Source organism: Roseovarius faecimaris, from assembly GCF_009762325.1.
GTDB lineage: Bacteria > Pseudomonadota > Alphaproteobacteria > Rhodobacterales > Rhodobacteraceae > Roseovarius > Roseovarius faecimaris.
The window spans coordinates 2829200-2849210 of sequence record NZ_CP034348.1; the positions used below are offsets into that span (position 1 = coordinate 2829200).

Consider the following 20011-nt stretch of genomic DNA (forward strand, 5'->3'; position numbering starts at 1 on the left):
GTCAGACCGGCAGGCCGACGACGAACCGCGCCCCAAGAGGATCGGAGGTGATGTCGGCATCGGTCGGCCGGATATTCTCGGCCCAGATCACCCCGTCATGCGCCTCGATGATCTGTTTGGAAATCGCAAGGCCCAGCCCCGAATTGTTCCCAAAGTCGTTTTCAGGCCGATGGGAATAGAAGCGCTTGAAAATCTTGGTCAGGGCGACTTCGGGGATGCCCGGGCCGGTATCCTCGACCACAACCAGCACCCGATTGTCGCGTTTGCGGGCCCATACGCGGATTGCGTCGCCCTCTTCGCAAAAACTCATGGCGTTTGTGATCAGGTTGACAAAGACCTGCGCCACCCGTGCCTCAAGCCCCATCAGAACAATCGGCTTATCCGGGAAGTCGGTGATGAAATCGATACCCTTCTGGTTCGCTTCCTCGCCCAGATACTGCGAGAGGTTGCGCAGCATGGTCAGCAGGTCGAACGGCTCCTGCTCTTCCTTGACAAGCTCACTGTCGAGGCGCGAGGCGTTGGAAATGTCGCTGACAAGCCGGTCGAGGCGGCGCACGTCATGTTCGATCACTTCAAGCAGTTTCTGCCGTTGATCGTCACGCTTGGCCACATGCAAAGTGCCGACCGCCGAACGCAGAGAGGCCAGGGGGTTCTTGATCTCATGGGCCACATCGGCCGCGAATTGCTCATTGCTGTCGATGCGGTGGTAAAGCGCCGTGACCATGCCCCTGAGCGCCCCGCTGAGGCGGCCGATCTCATCTGGCCGGGCGGTCAGATCGGGAATACGAATGCGTCCACCGGCCTTGCCACGGTGCCGGTCTCCTCCGATCTCGGCAGCAGAGGCGAGGTCGGAAATGGGGTTCGAGATGGTCGAGGCCAGGATCAGGCTTAGCCCGATCGAAACAAGGGTGGCGATGATGAACATCTGCAAGACCCGCTCGCGCTCAGCGCGCACCAGGTTATCGATCTCACCAGACGCGCTGACCAGGGCGACAACGCCCACAGCGGTGCCATTCTGCAGGATCGGGGTGGCCACGGAAAAAATCGACTTACCCAAATTCTCGCCGGATGACACCTGTGTGCCCTGATCCAGCGTCGAGGCCACCATCGCGCGGGTGCTGTCTTCGAGGCTTATTTCCTCATGACTTCCCAAAAGCAGTGCAAACGGGGTCGATATCCCGTCCCAAACCTTTGACAGGGCATCGGAGATCACGGTCGGTCGTGGCTTGGAGGCGCCCGTGAGTTCACGGGTTCCTTCATATTGTCCGGCGAGCGTGCCATTGACGTCAAAGACGAATATCTCGACACCCTTGGGGATCGACACACGTTCCAGCGTGCCCATCACATCAACGCCATCCCCCGTCACCAGATTGACCGGCGCACCGCTGGGAAGCTGTGCTTCGAACACATCCGCCACCAGTTCCGCTTCACCGACCAGCGCGTTGGCACGTTGCAGGGCAAGCCCGTCGCGCGACGAGTTGAGATAAAGAATGCCCGCAACGAGGACGTTGAGGGCGATCAGGTTGAAGGTGACGATCTTGCGCGTAAGAGAGGATTTTCGGAGCGAAAACACCCCGCGGCCTTCGCGCGTCGCACGAAGTTCCTCTTCGACGACATTGTCCGGGGCAACGAAATCGTCGCCCAGGACAACATCCCCGCTTTTGCGGGACGCATGGTCGCGCATGTCAATCCCTTCGGCCAGCGCCATCAGTCTTCGTTGTACCTGTATCCGATACCATAAAGCGTCTCAATCGCCGAGAATTCCGGGTCGGCCATCCGCAGCTTCTTGCGCAGCCGCTTGATGTGGCTGTCGATGGTGCGATCGTCGACATAGACCTGGTCATCATAGGCGACATCCATAAGCTGATCGCGGCTTTTCACGAAGCCGGGGCGTTGCGCCAGCGCCTGAAGCAGCAGGAATTCGGTGACGGTAAGGGTCACGTCCTTGCCTTTCCAGGTAACTGCATGGCGCAACGGGTCCATCCGCAGCTCGCCGCGTTCGATCACCTTGGTTTCTTCGGTGGCCGGACCTTCATCGCCCGCAATCGCATCCTGCCTGCGCAGAAGCGCGCGGATACGTTCGACCAGAAGCCGTTGAGAGAAAGGCTTTTTCACGTAATCGTCAGCCCCCATGCGAAGACCGAGAACTTCATCGATCTCGTCATCCTTGGAGGTGAGGAAGATCACCGGCATCGACGTTTTCTGCCGCAGCCGCTGCAACAGATCCATCCCATCCATGCGCGGCATCTTGATATCCAGAACAGCCATATCGGGCAGTTTTTTGCTGAACGCATCAAACGCCTGCTGTCCGTCATTATAGGTTTCGACCTCGAAGCCTTCGGCCTCAAGCGTCATCGACACCGATGTCAGAATATTCCTGTCATCGTCCACGAGGGCGATTTTAGACATGCCTGTTTTCCTTGTACTGCTCTGTTTGCCTGCTTTTTTTCACCACTATCAGCATTTTTTCCCTTTACAATCAATCCTTATCTGCGAATCGCGGTCGCATTCCCTGCCAATTGAGACAAAAATCCCTTAGGATTGGCTGAATTTCCGGGCAAATCTGCCACATTTCGGGGCGGCAATCTGCCGAGCGCAAAACGTGATTGCGCTAACTTCGAGTTGATTGCGCTAACTGCGCCAAAGCGTCCTGTTCTTTCACAGAACCGTCATGTTATGAGGCGCGCAAACGGGCGGCTCGCCGGGTCTGAACGGAGCGGCATCGCCTCAGCAGGTCATGCATCGAGGAGCACACATTCATGACATCTGGACGGGTAAACCCGCAATTCCGGCTTGAAGATCAGGGCATCACTGGACTGGGCAATGTCCACTACAACATGATCGAGCCCGCGCTGATCGAAGCTGCCCTGCGCAATGGCGAAGGCCAGCTTGGCCAGGGCGGGACGTTCCTTGTGACCACCGGCAAATTCACCGGCCGTTCTCCCAAGGATAAGCACGTGGTCAAAACAGACAGCGTCGCCGACACGATCTGGTGGGAAAACAACGCGGAAATGAGCCCCGAAGGCTTCGATGCGCTTTACACCGACATGCTCGCCCATATGCAGGGCAAGGATTACTATGTGCAGGACCTGACCGGCGGCGCGGACCCCGCGCATTCGATCAAGGTGCGCATGATCACCGAACTGGCCTGGCACGGTCTCTTTATCCGTCACATGCTGCGTCGGCCCGATGCCGAAACGCTGGCGGATTTCGTCGCGGATTTCACGGTCATCAACTGCCCCAGCTTCCAGGCGGACCCGGCCAAGCATAACTGTCGTTCCGAGACGGTCATCGCGATGAATTTCGACCGCAAGATGATCCTGATCGGCGGTACGGAATACGCGGGGGAAAACAAGAAGTCGGTCTTTACCCTGCTGAATTACCTGCTGCCCGAAAAAGGCATCATGCCGATGCACTGCTCGGCCAACCATGCCAATAACAACCCGGTCGACACGGCCGTGTTCTTCGGCCTGTCCGGCACCGGCAAGACGACGCTTTCGGCCGACCCCAACCGCACGCTGATCGGCGACGATGAACATGGCTGGTCGGAGCGCGGCACCTTCAACTTCGAAGGCGGCTGCTATGCCAAGACGATCAACCTCGACCCCGAAGCCGAGCCCGAGATCTATGCGACCACGCGCAAATTCGGCACCGTGATCGAGAATATGGTCTTCGACGCCGACACGCTTGAGCTGGATTTCAAGGATGACAGCCTGACGGCGAACATGCGCTGTGCCTATCCGCTGGAATACATCTCCAACGCATCCAAAACGGCCATCGGCGGGCATCCCAAGAACATCATCATGCTGACCTGTGACGCCTTTGGCGTCTTGCCGCCGATTGCGCGGCTGACCCCGGCGCAGGCGATGTATCACTTCCTCAGTGGCTTCACCTCCAAGGTGGCAGGCACCGAGCGTGGCGTGACCGAACCCGAGCCCACCTTCTCCACCTGTTTCGGCGCGCCGTTCATGCCGCGTCGGCCCGAGGTCTATGGCAATCTGCTGCGCGAAAAGATCGCCAAGCACGGCGCCACCTGCTGGCTGGTCAACACCGGCTGGACCGGCGGCGCCTATGGCACCGGCTCGCGCATGCCCATCAAGGCCACCCGCGCGCTGCTGACTGCGGCGCTTGACGGCTCGCTCTCCAAGGTCGAATTCCGCAAGGATGAAAACTTCGGCTTTGAAGTGCCGGTCGAAGCGCCCGGCGTGCCGCCCGTGCTCCTGAACCCGCGCCGCACCTGGGACAAGCCCGACAGCTATGACCGTCAGGCCGCCAAGCTGGTGGCGATGTTCGCCGACAATTTCGAGCAATATGTGCCCTATATCGACGAGGATGTGAAAGCCGCAGCCATCGGCTGACACCTTTCTGATCTCAAATCCTTGTGAAGGCGCGTCCCCCGTGGCGCGCCTTTTCTTATGCCCGCAAGGATTACTGGGCGTATCCGGCCAATTTTCGCCGGTTTGACCCATATACGTTTTCAGTGGAGCCGCTCTCGAATTCGTGGGATAAACAGAGGTGAGGAACGGAGCAGAAAAAATTGGGGCCATCACGGATCAGGTCTTTGACTTGGGCGGCCGTCATAGCGGCTGTGGCTGGGTATGGCATGGCGACGGAGATCAGCCTCGACGCGCCAGGTTTTGATGAGACAGGAACAGGGTATCTCCGACAGGCTTCGCTGACCTTCGAGACGTTCAACACCCCCCAGACCACCGCACAGGATCTTGTTGCTGCGGCTCGTGCCGATTATGCGCGCATGGTCGGCGTGCTTTACGAGCTGGGGTATTACAGCGGCGTGGTGCAGATCCTCGTGGATGGGCGCGAGGCGGCCAGCATCTCTCCGCTGGCCTCGCCCGGCGAAATCGGGTCGATCAAGATCACCGTGTTGCCCGGGCCTGTGTTCACCTTCTCCAACACCGAACTGACACCGCTCTCACCGGCCACCGCCCTGCCCGAAGGCTTCACCCCGGGCAGCCAGGCCTTTGCGGGGCTGGTAAAGGACGCGGCCGATGAAGGTGTCGAGGGCTGGCGGCGGATTGGCCACGCCAAGGCCAAAGTGAGCGACCAGTCGATCACCGCCAATCACCGCTCAAACACGCTGAGCGCGCGCATCGTGATTGCGCCGGGCCCGCGCCTGACATTTGGCGCGTTGAACGTCGATCCGGTCAGCTCTGTCCGCGAGGACCGCGTGCGTGAGATTGCCGGATTGCCCACAGGCGATGTCTTTTCGCCCGAGGAGGTCGACAAGGCCGCCAAACGTCTGCGGCGGACAGGCGCGTTTCGCTCGGTGGTGCTGATCGAGGAAGAGGGGGTCGGCCCGGGCGACACCCAGCCCATTACGGCGCAACTCAGCGACGCCAAGCCGCGGCGGATCGGCTTTGGCGCCGAGATCTCTTCGCTCGAAGGGCTGGCGCTGAGCGGCTTCTGGCTGCATCGCAACCTTTTGGGGGGTGCGGAGCGCTTTCGGGTAGAAGCAGAGGCGAGCGGCATTGGCGGCGACACGGACGGCATCGACTACCGCTTTTCCACGCGGCTTGACCGGCCGGCGACGATCACACCCGACACGTCGCTTTATCTGCTCGCCGAGGTCGAACATCTGGACGAACCTGACTTCAACGAGACCAGCGCCCGCCTCGAAGGCGGCTTCAGCCATATCTTCTCGGACGACATGACCGGCGAAATCGGGATTGCCTACCAGTACACCGATGTGGATGACGATGCGGGCCAGCGCGAACTGGAGCATCTTCTGATGCCCGTGCGCCTGACCTATGACAACCGCGACGATCCGCTGGATGCGACCAAGGGCTATTATGCCGATGTGCAGCTCACTCCGTTCATCGGGATCGACACGAACGCCGCCGGGGCCAAGCTCTATGCCGATCTGCGCCACTATCGCAGTTTCGGCGAGGATGACGGGATCACCCTTGCCGCCCGCGTCCAGGCAGGATCCATCGCCGGGGCAAGCATCACCGATCTGCCGCCCGACATGCTGTTCTATTCCGGTGGGGCGGGCACTGTGAGGGGCCAGGGGTATCAGTCGCTATCGGTCGATCTCGGTGGCGGCAACAGTTTGGGCGGGCGCTCTTTCCTGGCCCTGTCCGCGGAAGTGCGCGCCGATCTCTTTACCGAATGGTCGGTTGTGGGCTTTGCCGATGCGGGCTTTATCGGACAGGATGCGCTCGGCCAGGTCAATGGGAACTGGCATTCGGGCGCGGGTGTTGGCGTGCGCTATGACACCGGGTTTGGCCCGATCCGCGTGGATGTGGCCACCCCGCTCGACAATGATGCGGGTAAGGATTTCGAACTCTATATCGGCATCGGGCAGGCCTTCTGATGCGGGTGCTGGCGCTTCTCTGTCTGGTCTTCAGCTTTGCTGCTCCGCTCTGGGCGCAGGAAGATGACAAGACCTATCTGGAAAACCTGCTGCAAGATGCGCTCTCGGGCGATGACCATCAGGTGCGTGTCACCGGCTTTCGCGGGGCGCTGTCGTCCGAGGCGACGCTCGACACCCTGACCATCGCCGACAAGGACGGCATCTGGCTGACCATGCGCGGGGCCACGCTGATCTGGTCGCGCTCCGCGCTGCTTGGCGGATATCTCGACGTGACCGAGCTGTCAGCGGCCGCGATCGAGGTCACCCGACTGCCGGAGAGCGAAGCCAGAATCACGACCGAGGACACCCAGGCAACCCGCTTTGCCCTTCCCGACCTGCCGGTCGCCGTCGACATCAAGAAGATCGCCGTAGAGAAGGTCACCCTTGCGCCCGACGTGATGGGCGAGGCGGCAACGCTCGCGCTTCTCGGGTCGATGTCTCTTAACGAAGGCGACGGCCGCGCTGCGCTGGATATCCGGCGGCTGGACCGAGACGACCAGATCACGCTGAACGCAGGCTTTTCCAACGCCAGCCGCATTCTCTCGCTCGATCTGGGCTTTGAAGAGGCACAGGGCGGTCTGGTCTCCTCGCTGCTGCGGATCCCCGAAAGCCCGTCGCTCTCGCTCAGCGTGGCGGGCGAAGCCCCGATTTCCGACTACACGGCCCGCATAGCGCTGACATCCGATGGCGCGCGGCGTTTTGGCGGGACTGTCGAAATCGCGGCCCTCTCCGCCGAGGTGGATGTGGGATATGGTTTCGGCGCCCGCCTGAGCGGCGATGTGCGCCCGCTATTCGTCAGGGATCTGCACCCGTTCTTTGGCGAGACATCCGCACTGGATTTACGGGGCAGCCTCTTTTCCAACGGGCGGCTGGTGCTCGAACAGCTCGATGTCAGCTCCGGCGCGCTGAACGTCACGAGCGAACTGGCGTTAGGCGCCGATAACCTGCCGGAACGCTTTGCCCTCTACGGCGAGATCGCCTCGACTGCTCCGGTGCGGCTGCCTTTGTCCGGCGATCCGACCGAAGTCACTTCCGCCGAATTTGCCGCAACCTATGACGCGGCCACCTCCGAAACCTGGACCGCCACGGCTGAAGTGTTTGGCCTCAAACGCCCTGACATCTCGGCCACGAGCCTGCGTTTGAACGGGGAGGGCACGATTGAAAGTCAGCCGCTCCGGCAAGTGACAGCCGATCTGCGCTTTGCGGCGCGCGGCCTCGCCCCGGCCGATCCGAAGCTGGCCAGGGCGCTCGGGCAGGAGGCCCAGGGACGGCTGACGATGAACTGGCAGGCCGATACGCCACTTGACATCACCGAACTGCTCCTGCGGGCGGGCGATACGGTCCTGCGGGCCAAAGGGGTGGTGCAGGGCCTTGAAGCCGGTTTTCAAACCGACGGCGAAGCGACCCTGATCTCGGAGGATCTGTCGCGCTTCGCGGGCTTTGCCGAGCGCCCGTTGACAGGCCGGGCCGAGGCCCAGGTGACAGGCCGCTTCACCCCGCTGAGCGGCGCATTCGATGTTCAGATGCAGGCAAACACCGATGAAATCGCAATTGCCGATCCTCGCATTGATCCGCTCTTGCAAGGGGCCGCGTCAATCCAGGTGGATGCCGTGCGCAACACCGAAGGCACCCGGTTGCGTGTTCTCAAACTCTGGAGCGATGCCGGAACGATCGTCGCCACCGGTCAACTTTCCCCGACCACCGGGCAGCTCACTATCGAAGCCGATCTTAACGAGGTATCGCAAATCGAGCCGCTGCTTGACGGTCCGGCCAGATTGCGCGGCGGTTTCACCTGGGCTGACGGAGAGGGTGTGACCATCACCAGGCTCAGCGCCGGATTGGCCGGGGCGCGGGTCACGGCAACCGGCTCGATTGATCCACAGGACGAGGCATTGCCGGTGGAGGGCAGCGTCACGCTCGATGTCGACGATCTGTCGCAATTCGGCGGGCTGATCGGGCGGCGGCTCGGAGGGGTTCTGAACGCCGAGCTTGCAGGCTCGGGCGAAGCCAACCGCGGCATCTGGGATGTCAGCGGAACAGTTGACGGATCCGGTTTCCGCTCCGGTATTCCCGAGCTGGACCGGCTGGTGGCAGGCGCAGTGTCGGCCGCGTTCTCCGGCCGGATCGGAGACACCGCACTTGAGCTGCGTTATCTCAAGCTGACCTCGCCCCAGCTTCTGGTGAACGCCGCGGGCGATGGGCCGGGTGCTCCGATCGCGGTCTCGGGGCGGCTTTCCGATCTGGGCCTGCTGGCCCCCGGTGTCTCAGGCCCCGCCACCGCCCGGGGCACCCTGACCCCGCGCGACAAACGGGGGCGCGAACTGGCCACGTCGCTGGATGCCACCGGCCCCGGCGGCACCTTGGCGGCAGTCTCCGGCACGATTTTCGATTATGGCAATCGCCTGGCGCTCAACCTTGCGGGCACGGCGCCGCTCAGCCTTGCCAACAGTTTCATCTCGCCCCGTTCGGTCCAGGGGGAGGCCCAGTTTGACCTTTCGCTGGATGGGCCGCCGCGCCTGTCCTCGCTTTCGGGCAACATCGCCTTTACCGGCGCACGCGCCGCACTGCCGACACTTAACATGGCCCTGAACAACCTCACCGGTGGGGCCGAACTGCGCCAGGGGCGCGCCGAAGTGGCCCTGACCGGGGATGCCGGGACTGGCGGTCAGTTTCAGGTGACCGGCCCGATCCAGCTTGTTCCGGGCTTTCCCGGGACTCTGGCGATCTCGCTCAATGCACTCGGTCTGTTCGATCCCACGCTCTATCAGACCACAGTCTCAGGAACGCTCAACGCCGCGGGAGAGCTGACAGGCGGTGCGCGGGTCGAGGGCACTGTTGCGCTGGGTCCGACCGAGCTGCGCGTGCCCTCCGGCAGTGGCACCATCGTTGGCACCTTGCCCGATATCAACCACATCAACGAGCCCGCCAGGGTACGCGAAACGCGCTCCCGCGCCGGGCTGATCAAGGCGATGAAGGCCTCCGCGGCGGTGTACCCGATCGACATCACAATCACCGCCCCCTCCCGCATCTTCGTGCGCGGGCGCGGGCTTGACGCGGAACTGGGCGGCAGTGTCCGCATCACTGGGACCACGGCGGATATGCAGCCCTCGGGCGTGTTCGAGCTGATCCGGGGACGGCTCGACATCCTTGGCAAGCGGCTGGTGCTGACCGAAGGGCTCATCGACCTTCGCGGCGCGCTCGATCCCTATTTGCGGTTTGTGGCAGAAGCGCGCTCCGACGATGCCATGCTCCTGGTAATCCTCGAAGGGTTGGCCAGCGCTCCCAACGTGATCTTCACCTCCAGCCCCGAACTGCCGCAGGAAGAGGTGGTCGCCCGCCTGCTCTTCGGGCGCGACCTGGCCTCGATGTCGGCCTTTCAGGCGGCACAGCTTGTCTCGGCAGTGGCCACACTCTCCGGTCGATACCAGGGAGGTATCACCGGGCGGTTGCGCGACAGTCTCGGCCTGAGCGATCTCGACATTACCACAACCGATGACGGCGCCACGCAGTTCACCGCCGGGGCCTATATCTCGGACAATGTCTATTCCGAGATCACGGCGGACAGCGAAGGCAATCAGGAGATCAACCTCAACCTCGATATCTCCGACAGCGTCACCCTCAAGGGCAGCGTGAACAACGAAAGCAATACCGGGATCGGGGTGTTCTTCGAAAAGGACTATTGATCTTCGCGATGGGTCAGACCGAGAGCGTGGCCGCAACCGCCTTTTTCCATCGGGCATAGAGCGCCTCGCGCGGGTCCGCATCCATCCGCGGCTCAAATCGGCGATCGCGGTGCCATTCACGGCCAAAGGCGTCCATATCGGGATAGACCCCGGCGCGCATCCCCGCGAGCCAGGCCGCGCCAAGAGCGGTCGTCTCAAGCACAACCGGCCGGTCCACCGGCGCGCCGATGATGTCCGCAATAAACTGCATCGTCCAGTCCGAGGCGCTCATTCCGCCATCAACCCGGAGCACGGACTGCCCGCCCTGCCCCTGCCAATCCGCATGCATGGCCTCGAGCAGGTCACGGGTCTGGAAACCCACGCTTTGCAACGCCGCGCGGGCCAGTTCCGCCGCACCGGTATTGCGTGTCAGACCATAGACCGCGCCCCGGCACTCCGCGTTCCAGTAGGGCGCACCCAGCCCGGTGAAGGCCGGGACGATGATCACATCCTGCCCCGGATCCGCCGCATCCGCGAGAGCGTGCGTATCTTCGGCCCGGGTGATGACCTTCACCCCGTCACGCAGCCATTGCACCACCGCACCCGCCACGAAGATAGATCCTTCGAGCGCATAGGTCGGCTGCCCGTCGAGCTGATAGGCGATGGTGGTCAGCAGCCTGTTCTGCGAGGCAACAGGGTCGGGGCCGGTGTTCAGCAAGGCAAAACAGCCGGTGCCATAGGTCGATTTCATCATCCCCGGGGCAAAACACGCCTGTCCCACGGTGGCCGCCTGCTGATCCCCTGCAACCCCCAGGATCGGCAGGGAGGTGCCCAGCAGGTCCACTTCGCTATGCCCGTATTCTGCTGCACAATCGCGCACCTCGGGCAGCATCGTCATGGGCACCCGCAAAAGCGCGCACATCTCTTCGCTCCAACCGCCTTTCCGGATGTCATAAAGAATGGTGCGCGAGGCGTTGGTGGCATCCGTGGCATGGACCTTGCCGCCGGTCAGACGCCAGATCAGAAAACTGTCCACCGTACCAAAGAGCAACTCTCCAGCCTCGGCACGCGCCCGCGCGCCCTCCACGTTGTCGAGGATCCAGGCCAGCTTTGTACCCGAGAAATAAGGGTCCAGCAGCAGGCCGGTGATCTCGCTCACCCGTGCCTCGTGCCCCGCCTCCCGCAGGCTGCGGCAAAGCTCTGCCGTGCGCCGGTCCTGCCAGACAATCGCATTATAGACGGCCTTGCCCGTGACCTTATCCCAGACCACGGTCGTTTCGCGCTGGTTGGTGATGCCGATGGCGGCGATCCCGGCCTCCGGCACCTGCGCCATCGCCGCGCGGCAAGTGGCGAGTGTGGTTGACCACAGATCTTCCGGGTCATGTTCAACCCAACCCGAATTGGGAAAATGCTGGGCAAACTCCTCCTGCGCCACGGCGGCGACATGCATGTCTGCGTCAAACAGGATCGCGCGCGACGAGGTCGTCCCCTGATCAATTGCCAGTACATGTCCCATAGCCGCCCTCCCCTTTACCGCGTCTCAAGTGTTACGTCCGCGCATCCATTCGTCCAGTGCCGATATTTCGGCTTCGCTCATCCGCAATCCCAGCTTGCTGCGCCGCCAGACGATATCCTCGGCCTCGCGGGCATATTCGCGCTGCATGAGCCAATTCACCTCCGCCTCGGTGAGCGTCGCTCCGAAGGTGTGCCCCAGATCATCCGCGCCCTGTGCATCGCCCAGCATCTCCCACGCGTCGGTGCCATAGGCCCGGATCAGCCGCAGCGCCCAGCGATCATTCAGAAACGCATAATCTCCCTTTAGCCGGGCCACGTGCGCCGTAACACCCTCTACCGGGAAGTCACCGCCTGGAAGGGCAACGCCCGCAGTCCAGGCCGCCGACAGACCGGGGAAATCCGGTGCGATTTTTTCAAGCGCGCTCTCGGCCAGACGACGATAGGTGGTGATCTTGCCGCCGAAGACATGCACGGCCGGGGCGCCCAGTGACGTGTCGCGCAGAAGCGTATAGTCGCGCGTCGCCGCCGTAGCACTGCCCGAGCCGTCATCATAGAGCGGCCGCACCCCGGAATAGGTCCAGACGATCTGATCGCGGGTCACGGGTTTCTTGAAATACTGCGAGGCGAAGGCACAGAGATACTCCTGCTCCTGCTCGGTGCAAACCGGCTTGGTCGATGGGTCAGGGTGGTCCATGTCGGTGGTGCCGATCAGGGTGAAATCCGTCTCATAGGGAATGGCAAAGATGATGCGCCCGTCGGTGCCCTGAAAGAAATAGCATTTGTCATGATCGTAAAGCCGCGGCGTCACGATATGGCTCCCCCGCACGAGGCGGATCCCCGCACCCGTATTCGTATGCAGCTTGTCGTCGATGACCTGGCGCACCCAGGGCCCACCCGCATTGACCAGCGTGCGCGCCCGAACGCTCTGTGCCTCGCCGGTCACGACATCGCGCAGATGCACCTGCCAAACCCCGTCCTGCACCTCGGCGCCTGTCACTTCGGTGCGGGTCAGAATACGTGCACCGCGCGCCTCGGCATCGCGGGCATTCAGCACCACGAGCCGCGAATCCTCGATCCAGCAATCGGAGTATTCATACGCCCGCGCAAACCGCTCCTGCAACGGCTCCCCCTCGGGTGCGCGGCGCAGGTCGAGCACCTTGGTGCCGGGCAGGATCTTGCGCCCGCCAAGCGTGTCATAAAGAAACAGCCCCGCCCGGATCATCCAGGCCGGTCGCCGCCCCCGCAGCCAGGGCATGACCGTTCCCAGCAACCGCGCCACCGGGGTTTCGGTGTCAAAGCGCATGTCCTTCGCATAGGGCAGCACGAAGCGCATGGGCCAGCTGATATGCGGCATGGCGCGCAGCAGGGTCTCACGCTCGATCAGCGCCTCGCGCACCAGCCGGAACTCGAAATAGTCGAGATAGCGCAGCCCCCCGTGAAAAAGCTTGGTCGAGGCCGACGAGGTGGCCGAGGCAAGATCGCCCTTCTCGGCCAGAGTGACCTTCAGGCCCCGCCCCGCCGCATCACGGGCAATACCACAGCCATTGATCCCGCCGCCGATGACAAAGACATCGCAGACATCGGTGGGATCAGGCATCGGAAATCCTCAGGCGTTGGGAGCGTATGATGCCGGGTCTAGCGCCTCTGTGCGCCCCGTCAAGGCAAGCTTGGTGATCTGACGCGGGGTTTCGGCAATCACCCGGCCGCCCCGGATCACTGCCAGCCGCGCGGGCCGCAACCTCACCGCCTCGATTGCATCGCGCGCCTGCAGGATCACCATGTTGGCGCGGCTACCCTTGGCAATCCCGTATCCTTCCAATCCGAGGATCTTCGCGGAATTCCGCGTCACCGCATCAAAGCACCAGGCCATATCCTCCCGGCTGCAAAGCTGGCCAACATGCAACCCCATAAAGGCGATGTCGAGCATGTCGGCCTTGCCCAGCGAATACCAGGGGTCCATCACGCAGTCCGACCCGAACCCGATCGTGATCCCTGCATCGCGCAGCTCGCGCACCCGGGTCATGCCACGCCGCTTGGGATAGGTGTCATGTTTGCCCTGGATCATGATGTTGATTGCAGGGTTCGGGATGGCATGCACCCCTGATTCGACCATCAGCGGGATCAGTTTTGAGACATAGTAATTGTCCATCGAATGCATCGACGTCAGGTGCGATCCCGCCACCCGGCCCTGCAGGCCCAAACGCTGTGTCTCATAGGCCAGCGTTTCGATATGGCGGCTCAGCGGATCGTCGCTTTCGTCGCAATGCATATCGACACGCAGCCCGCGGTCCGCGGCGATCTCGCACAATGCTCTGACCGAGGTTGCGCCATCGGCCATGGTCCGCTCGAAATGCGGGATACCGCCCACCACATCGACCCCCATATCCAGCGCCCGGAGCGTATTGCTCATCGCGGTCGGGTCGCGCAACACGCCATCCTGCGGGAAGGCGACAAGCTGCAGGTCGAGATAATCCTTGACCCGCTCGCGCACCTCCAGAAGTGCGGTCACGCCCTTCAGTTCATCGTCGCAGGTGTCCACATGGCTGCGAATGGCCCCGATCCCCTGCGCCACAGCCAGATCGCAATACCGCAAGGCGCGTTCAATGATCTCGTCCACGGTTTGCAAAGGCTTCAACTCGCCCCAGAGCGCGATCCCCTCCAGGAGGGTGCCCGAGACATTCATCCGCGGCCGACCCAGCGACAGGGTGGCGTCCATATGAAAATGCGGGTCCACAAACGGTGGGCTGACCAGGCTGCCCTCAGCGTTGATCACCTGGCCCGCCTCGGCCGTGATCCCGGCCTCCACGGCAGCAATCTCGCCACCGTTGCAGGCAATATCGACACCCGTTTGCCCGTCCGGCAGGGTCGCATTCCTAACGATCAGGTCGAACATGGCCCTCTCCTATCGTTGCCCCTTGAACCAGGGCGTAAGCAGTGCCCGGGGATAATCGGCAGAGCGCGCGGCAATCACAAGAGCGATGATCGAAAGGATGTAAGGCGCCATCAGGAAAACCTGCCCCGGTACCAGCGCCCCCACCTCTGTCTGAAGCCGCACCTGCAGGGCATCGAAGGCCCCGAAGAGCAACGCTCCCAGCAAAGCCTTGCCCGGCCGCCAACTGGCAAAAATCACCAGCGCGATGCAGATCCAGCCGCGCCCGTTCACCATGCCGAAGAAAAACGCATCAAAGGCCGACATGGTCAGGAAAGCCCCGCCAAGCGCCATCAGGGCCGAGCCCGCGATCACCGCGCCCATGCGCAGCGCATAGACCGAAAGCCCCTGTGCATCGACGCTGCTCGGGTTGTCGCCTACCGCCTTCAGGGCCACGCCCAGCGCGGTGCGGTTCATTACATACCAGACAAGCCCGACACACAGGAACGCAAGCCAGGTCAGCGCCGTTTGCTGAAACAGGACCGGGCCAAGAATCGGCAGGTCGGACAGGATCGGAATATCGAGCGCCCTAAAGGGCTCGATCCGGGGCGGAGACGAGACATTGGGCAGCGCCGTGCGATAGGTGAAATAGCTCACCGATGTGGCAAAGAGTGTCACCCCAAGTCCAGAGACGTGCTGACTGAGGCCAAGGGGCACGGTGAGAATCGCGTGAATGAGGCCAAAGAACGCTCCCGCCGACGCGGCCACAATCACCCCGCCCCAGAGGCCGAGCCCAAGCCAGACCGCCATCCAGCCGGCCATGGCTCCGGCAACAAAGATCCCCTCGATGCCAAGATTCAGCACGCCGGATTTCTCACACAGAAGCGCCCCCAGCACCCCGAAAATGAGCGGCGTGGCAATCCGCAGCGACGCGGCCCAGAAGCTTTCGGAGACGAGGATTTGCAGGATGTCCATCACGCCGCGCTCTCCTGCCCGGGGCGCACACGGGTGATCCGGAAGCGTGCGAAAAAGCCACCGATGAGCACGCATAGCAGCGACATGGCGACCACCAGATCCGCGAGGTATGACGACACGCCCATGGCACGGCTCATACTGTCGGCGCCGACAAAAACGGATGCGATGAAAATGGCCGACACCACGACACCAAGCGGATTGAGCCCCGCCAGCATGGCCACAACGATGCCGGTATACCCAAAGCCCGGCGACAGGTCCGAAGTCAGATACCCCTTGAGGCCCGCCACTTCGCTTACCCCCGCCATGCCCGCAAGCGCACCGGACACAAGTGCGACGCTCATCAGGGACCGGTTGACCCGGATGCCCGCATGGCGCGCGGCAGCGGCATTCTCGCCCACGGCACGCAGACGAAAACCCCAGACCGACCGCGCCAGCATGAACTGGGCGACCACCGCACAGACCAGCGCGATGATCAGACCCGAATGCAGGCGCATCCGCTCCATCAGCGGCGGCAGCATACCCTGATCCAGGATGGGCGAGCTTTGCGGCCAGCCAAGGCCCATCGGGTCCTGCAGCGGCCCTTCAAGCATCATTTGCAGGAAGATCAGGATCACGAAGTTGAGCAGCAGCGTGGTGACCACTTCGTCAGCCCCAAAGCGCGTCTTGAGCATCGCAGGCAATGCCATACCCGCCGCCCCCGCCGCGCAGCCCGCCAGGATGATCAGCGGGATCAGCACAAGCCCCGGCGCGTCGATCCAGCCCGCGCCGACGGCGACAGCGGCCATCGCCCCGAGGTAAAGCTGCCCCTCCGCCCCGATATTCCAGAGCTTCGCACGAAAGGCGAGGGCAGCGGCAAGGCCGGTGAAGATCAGCGGCGTCGCCCGCGTGAGCATCTCGGAGACGGCAAACATCGACCCAAAGACACCTCTGGCCATCTCGCCATAGGCGGTAAACACATTGGCCCCGGCAAACGCCAGAGGAACAGCCGCCAGCGCCAGTGCGATCAACGCCGACAGAACCGGCACCCCGAATGTCAGCGCGCGCGAACTGCGGGTGCGGGGTTCAATGCGGATCATGCAGCTTCTCCCGCCATCAGCAGCCCGATCGCGGCGCGGTCTGTGTTGTCTGCCTCGATCAGATGCCCGTCATGGATCACCATGATCCGGTCCGACAGGCTCAGAATTTCGTCGAGGTCTTCGGAAATCAGGATGACCCCTGCGCCCCGCGCCCGTGCCTCAAGCAGGCGCCGCGCCACCTCGGCAGCGGCCCCCATGTCCAGACCGCGCGTAGGTTGATTGGCCAGGATCAGGTCAGGGGATTGTTCGAACACGCGCGCCAGAATGAGCTTCTGGATGTTGCCGCCCGACAGAAGCTGGGCTCGGGCCTGCACACCCGGTCCGCGCACGTCATAGGCCTGCGCCAGACGCTCGGCATTGGCGATGATGGACTCGCCGCGGAGCAACCCGCGCGACTGCACTTCCGGGTCGTCCAGCCGCTCGATCACCATATTCTCGGCCACGCTCATCGCGCCCACGATCCCGTCATGATGCCGATCCTCGGGGATACGCCCCACCCCGGCGCGGATCATGTCGAGCGGCGTGGCGCGGCTGACAGGTTTATCGCCGACGATGACCTCGCCCTTGTCGGCCCGCCTGAGCCCTGAGATCAGCCCGGCCAGCGCCGATTGACCATTGCCCGACACGCCCGCGATGCCGAGAATTTCATGCGCGCGTACTTCCAGCGACACGTTATGCAGACTGTCGCGCTTGGAACTGCCTGTAACAGTCACGCCTCGCATCTGCAGCACCGGCGCGCCCGGGGGGATGGGCGTGCGGTCGGTCACGGGCGTTTCCGCCCCGACCATCATCAGCGCAATGGCGGCCTCGTCGGCCTCTTTCGTGGCCATCTCGCCCACTTTGACCCCATGCCGCAGCACCGCGATCCGGTGCGAAAAGGCCAGCACCTCGCGCAGCTTGTGCGAGATGAAGATCACCGACAAACCGTCGCGCGTCATGGCGCCTATGTTCTCGAACAGCGCATCGGCCTCCTGCGGGGTCAGCACCGCCGTAGGCTCGTCCAGCACCAGAATGCGCGCGTCCCGGTAAAGCGCCTTGAGGATTTCGACCCGCTGACGTTCACCAACCGAAAGGCGGCTCACACGCGTGTCCAGCGGCGCGGTGAGGCCGCTTTGCTCCATGATCCGCCCAACCTTCTCGCGCGCTGCGCGGCGGTTGCGGCGCAGGGACATAAGCGGCTCGGAGCCAAGCAGAATATTGTCGAGAACGCTGAGATTTTCAGCCAGCGTGAAATGCTGATGCACCATGCCGATACCAGCCGACAACGCCGCCTGCGGATGGCCAAGCGGCAAGGCCCGCATCCGACCCGCCTCATCGGCGACCTCCACCGTGCCTGCATCGGGCAGGTAATGGCCAAAGAGCATGTTCATCAGCGTGGTTTTGCCCGCACCGTTTTCGCCCAGCAACGCCAGCACTTCGCCCTTGTGCAGGTCGAGATCGACGGCATCATTGGCCACCACCGGGCCGAACCGTTTGCTGAGGCCCTTCAGGGAGAGAACTTTTTGGGATGTCATGCGATATGTTCGGGGCCGGGTCACCGACCCGGCCCCGTCCTTGAGCTTTAGTTGTCCGAGACCGGGCGCTCGTCGTTCACGTTCACGCGGAACAGACCGTCCATGATCTCCTGCTCTTTGGCTTTCACCGCCGCGACCACCTCGGCGGGGATGAGGGTCTCATCCATCACCAGCGATCCGCCGCCATAAGCCATGAAGCTGTACTGACCATAATCCGCGGCCTCAAAGCTGCCTGCGGCCACACGCTCGATCGCCTTGTCGATGGTGGCTTCCATGTGCCAGATCGCCGAGGCCAGGATGGTTTCGGGATAGTCGCCCGAGGTGTCGATCACGTTACCGATGGCCTTCACACCGCGCTCTACGGCGGCATCGGACACACCAAAGCGCTCGGCATACATGATGTCAGCGCCCGCATCCATCATCGCAAAGGCGCTTTCCTTGGCCTTGGGCGGGTCGTACCAGCTGTCGATGAAGTTCACCATGAACTTCACATCCGGGTTGGTGGCGCGTGCGCCTTCCATGAACGCGTGCATCAGACGGTTCACTTCGGGGATCGCATAACCGCCGACCATACCGATCAGGTTCGACTCCGTCATCTCGCCCGCGATCATGCCGCTCAGATAGCTCGGCTCGTGAATCCAGTTGTCAAAGACCGAGAAGTTGGGCGCCACGGGGCCAAAGCTCGACCCCATCAGGAAAGCCGTGTCCGGATAGTCCTTCGCCACCTTGCGGGCGGCGCGTTCCAGACCGAACACCTCACCCACGATCAGCTGCGCGCCGCCTTCGGCATATTCCCGCATGACACGCTCATAGTCTGTATTGGCGACGTTTTCCGAGAAGGTGTATTCGATATCGCCCCGCTCGGCGGCGGTGTTCAGTGCCAGGTGAATACGGCTGATCCATTGCTGTTCAACGGGCAGCGTATAGATCGCGGCCACCTTGACCTTTTCCATGGCCATTGCCGCGCCCGCACCCAGCGTGACACTGGCCGCAGCCAGCGACGCCAGCACTGTGCGGCGCGTCAGGTTCATCAGTGATTTCATGTGTCATCTCCCCATGTTTTTGATTGGCGTCAGTTTGGTGAATTTTACCGGTTAGTCAAACCATTGCCCCGGTCTGTGGATAAGTTTTCCGCCCCTCTCATCCGGGTGGCTTTCGGAACAGGCGCGATTGGCTGAAAAGTTCATCGAGGCGCTCATATCTTTCGCGTGTTTCGGGCCAGAGCGCTTCTTGTGTGGCGGCGATCAGCGCCTCAAGCAGCATCATCGTGGCGATGTTGCTGTCCCAGGCCGAGGGGATTTCGACCCAGCAGGTAAAGACCAGTTCAGCCACGTCCGCCACCGGGCTGGTCCATTGATCGGTAATCAGAATAACCTTGACCCCGCGCTCCACCGCCAGTTCCGCAAGCCTGAGCAGATTGGCTTCATACCGGCGGATATCGAAAAGCAGCAGGATGTCACCCGCCTCCATATCCAGCACATAATGCGGCCAGGTGGCGGAGGACGCCGTCAGATGCGTCACGCGCGGGCGGATCGCCTGAAAATGGGTAAAGGCATAGTCGGCCAGCGCCCGGGTGATCCGCCCGCCTACCGCGTAAAGGCCGCGATCGTTCTGCGACAAAAGCGCGACCGCCGCATCAAAGCCGACCCTGTCGATATGGGCAAAGGTGTGCTCCAGGTTTTGCGTCATCGCCTGTGAAAACCGGTTCAGCAGATGCCCCTCCGGCGCGTCGGTCACCCAATTGGCACGGCGTGCGGTTGGCCCCGACACGGCCGCCTGCAACTCGGTCAGCAGGGCCTTGTGAAACTGCGGAAACCCCTTGAAGCCCAGCTTCTGGACCATGCGCGCCACCGTCGGCGTCGACACGCCTGCGGTCTCGGCCACCACGGTGATCGAGGCCAGTCCGGCCCCCGGGTAATCCTCCAGCAACGCCTGAGCGAGCTTGCGCTCGGACTGCGTGAGCTCGGCAAACTGCGCACGAATGCGGTCGCGCACCGTGGCTTTCGCGGCTTGGGTCATGCGCCCCTCCC

13 protein-coding genes are annotated in these 20011 nt (G+C 62.7%); 3 read left to right on the top strand and 10 right to left on the bottom strand.

The window, feature by feature from the left end:
• Position 1 precedes the first annotated feature (1 nt).
• Both EI983_RS14305 and EI983_RS14310 read right to left on the bottom strand, forming a co-directional pair.
• Complete coding sequence (locus EI983_RS14305; protein ID WP_157708037.1) at positions 2–1708, bottom strand: sensor histidine kinase; 1707 nt, start codon at positions 1706–1708, stop codon at positions 2–4.
• On the bottom strand, positions 1708–2409 hold the full coding sequence (locus tag EI983_RS14310) for a response regulator transcription factor (protein WP_157708038.1): 702 nt from the start codon (positions 2407–2409) through the stop codon (positions 1708–1710). The genes EI983_RS14305 and EI983_RS14310 overlap by 1 nt, the downstream gene beginning before the upstream one ends.
• Positions 2410–2759: 350 nt before the next feature.
• Between EI983_RS14310 and EI983_RS14315 the strand changes: the two genes are divergently transcribed.
• The 3 genes from EI983_RS14315 to EI983_RS14325 all read left to right on the top strand — a co-directional run bounded on the left by EI983_RS14315 (position 2760) and on the right by EI983_RS14325 (position 10053).
• A complete protein-coding gene (locus tag EI983_RS14315; protein WP_157708039.1) occupies positions 2760–4358 on the top strand; it encodes a phosphoenolpyruvate carboxykinase in 1599 nt (532 codons plus the stop codon).
• A gap of 245 nt (positions 4359–4603) precedes the next feature.
• On the top strand, positions 4604–6331 hold the full coding sequence (locus tag EI983_RS14320; RefSeq protein WP_246162192.1) for an autotransporter assembly complex protein TamA: 1728 nt from the start codon (positions 4604–4606) through the stop codon (positions 6329–6331).
• Positions 6331–10053 carry a translocation/assembly module TamB domain-containing protein gene (locus tag EI983_RS14325; RefSeq protein ID WP_157708041.1) on the top strand — a complete coding sequence of 1241 codons (3723 nt, stop codon included), beginning with the start codon at positions 6331–6333 and terminating at the stop codon, positions 10051–10053. Before EI983_RS14320 ends, EI983_RS14325 begins: the two co-directional genes overlap by 1 nt.
• Before the next feature lie 13 nt (positions 10054–10066).
• Here the strand turns inward: EI983_RS14325 and glpK are convergent, their stop codons facing one another.
• From glpK to EI983_RS14365, 8 genes are all read right to left on the bottom strand, one after another.
• On the bottom strand, positions 10067–11548 hold the full coding sequence (gene glpK, locus EI983_RS14330) for a glycerol kinase GlpK (RefSeq protein ID WP_157708042.1): 1482 nt from the start codon (positions 11546–11548) through the stop codon (positions 10067–10069).
• Positions 11549–11572: 24 nt separating this feature from the next.
• On the bottom strand, positions 11573–13144 hold the full coding sequence (glpD, locus tag EI983_RS14335; protein ID WP_157708043.1) for a glycerol-3-phosphate dehydrogenase: 1572 nt from the start codon (positions 13142–13144) through the stop codon (positions 11573–11575).
• Positions 13145–13153: 9 nt separating this feature from the next.
• On the bottom strand, positions 13154–14440 hold the full coding sequence (locus EI983_RS14340) for an amidohydrolase family protein (RefSeq protein WP_157708044.1): 1287 nt from the start codon (positions 14438–14440) through the stop codon (positions 13154–13156).
• 9 nt (positions 14441–14449) lie between these two features.
• Positions 14450–15391, bottom strand: coding sequence for an ABC transporter permease (locus EI983_RS14345; RefSeq protein WP_157708045.1), 942 nt, complete (start codon positions 15389–15391; stop codon positions 14450–14452).
• Positions 15391–16464: an ABC transporter permease gene (locus EI983_RS14350; RefSeq protein WP_425500907.1), complete on the bottom strand. Its 1074-nt coding sequence runs from the start codon at positions 16462–16464 to the stop codon at positions 15391–15393. Before EI983_RS14350 ends, EI983_RS14345 begins: the two co-directional genes overlap by 1 nt.
• Positions 16464–17981 (bottom strand): ABC transporter ATP-binding protein, encoded by a 1518-nt coding sequence (locus tag EI983_RS14355; protein ID WP_157708047.1) that lies wholly within the window; start codon positions 17979–17981, stop codon positions 16464–16466. The genes EI983_RS14350 and EI983_RS14355 overlap by 1 nt, the downstream gene beginning before the upstream one ends.
• Before the next feature lie 47 nt (positions 17982–18028).
• Complete coding sequence (locus EI983_RS14360) at positions 18029–19024, bottom strand: BMP family protein (protein ID WP_157708048.1); 996 nt, start codon at positions 19022–19024, stop codon at positions 18029–18031.
• Positions 19025–19121: 97 nt separating this feature from the next.
• Positions 19122–20000 carry a MurR/RpiR family transcriptional regulator gene (locus EI983_RS14365; RefSeq protein ID WP_157708049.1) on the bottom strand — a complete coding sequence of 293 codons (879 nt, stop codon included), beginning with the start codon at positions 19998–20000 and terminating at the stop codon, positions 19122–19124.
• Between the last annotated feature and the right edge of the window lie 11 nt (positions 20001–20011).

Coding starts and splice junctions, on each gene's coding strand:
- EI983_RS14305 (WP_157708037.1), bottom strand. CDS start 1,708: ATGGCGCTGGCCGAAGGGATTGACATGCGCGACCATGCGTCCCGCAAA.
- EI983_RS14310 (WP_157708038.1), bottom strand. CDS start 2,409: ATGTCTAAAATCGCCCTCGTGGACGATGACAGGAATATTCTGACATCG.
- EI983_RS14315 (WP_157708039.1), top strand. CDS start 2,760: ATGACATCTGGACGGGTAAACCCGCAATTCCGGCTTGAAGATCAGGGC.
- EI983_RS14320 (WP_246162192.1), top strand. CDS start 4,604: ATGGCGACGGAGATCAGCCTCGACGCGCCAGGTTTTGATGAGACAGGA.
- EI983_RS14325 (WP_157708041.1), top strand. CDS start 6,331: ATGCGGGTGCTGGCGCTTCTCTGTCTGGTCTTCAGCTTTGCTGCTCCG.
- glpK (WP_157708042.1), bottom strand. CDS start 11,548: ATGGGACATGTACTGGCAATTGATCAGGGGACGACCTCGTCGCGCGCG.
- glpD (WP_157708043.1), bottom strand. CDS start 13,144: ATGCCTGATCCCACCGATGTCTGCGATGTCTTTGTCATCGGCGGCGGG.
- EI983_RS14340 (WP_157708044.1), bottom strand. CDS start 14,440: ATGTTCGACCTGATCGTTAGGAATGCGACCCTGCCGGACGGGCAAACG.
- EI983_RS14345 (WP_157708045.1), bottom strand. CDS start 15,391: ATGGACATCCTGCAAATCCTCGTCTCCGAAAGCTTCTGGGCCGCGTCG.
- EI983_RS14355 (WP_157708047.1), bottom strand. CDS start 17,981: ATGACATCCCAAAAAGTTCTCTCCCTGAAGGGCCTCAGCAAACGGTTC.
- EI983_RS14360 (WP_157708048.1), bottom strand. CDS start 19,024: ATGAAATCACTGATGAACCTGACGCGCCGCACAGTGCTGGCGTCGCTG.
- EI983_RS14365 (WP_157708049.1), bottom strand. CDS start 20,000: ATGACCCAAGCCGCGAAAGCCACGGTGCGCGACCGCATTCGTGCGCAG.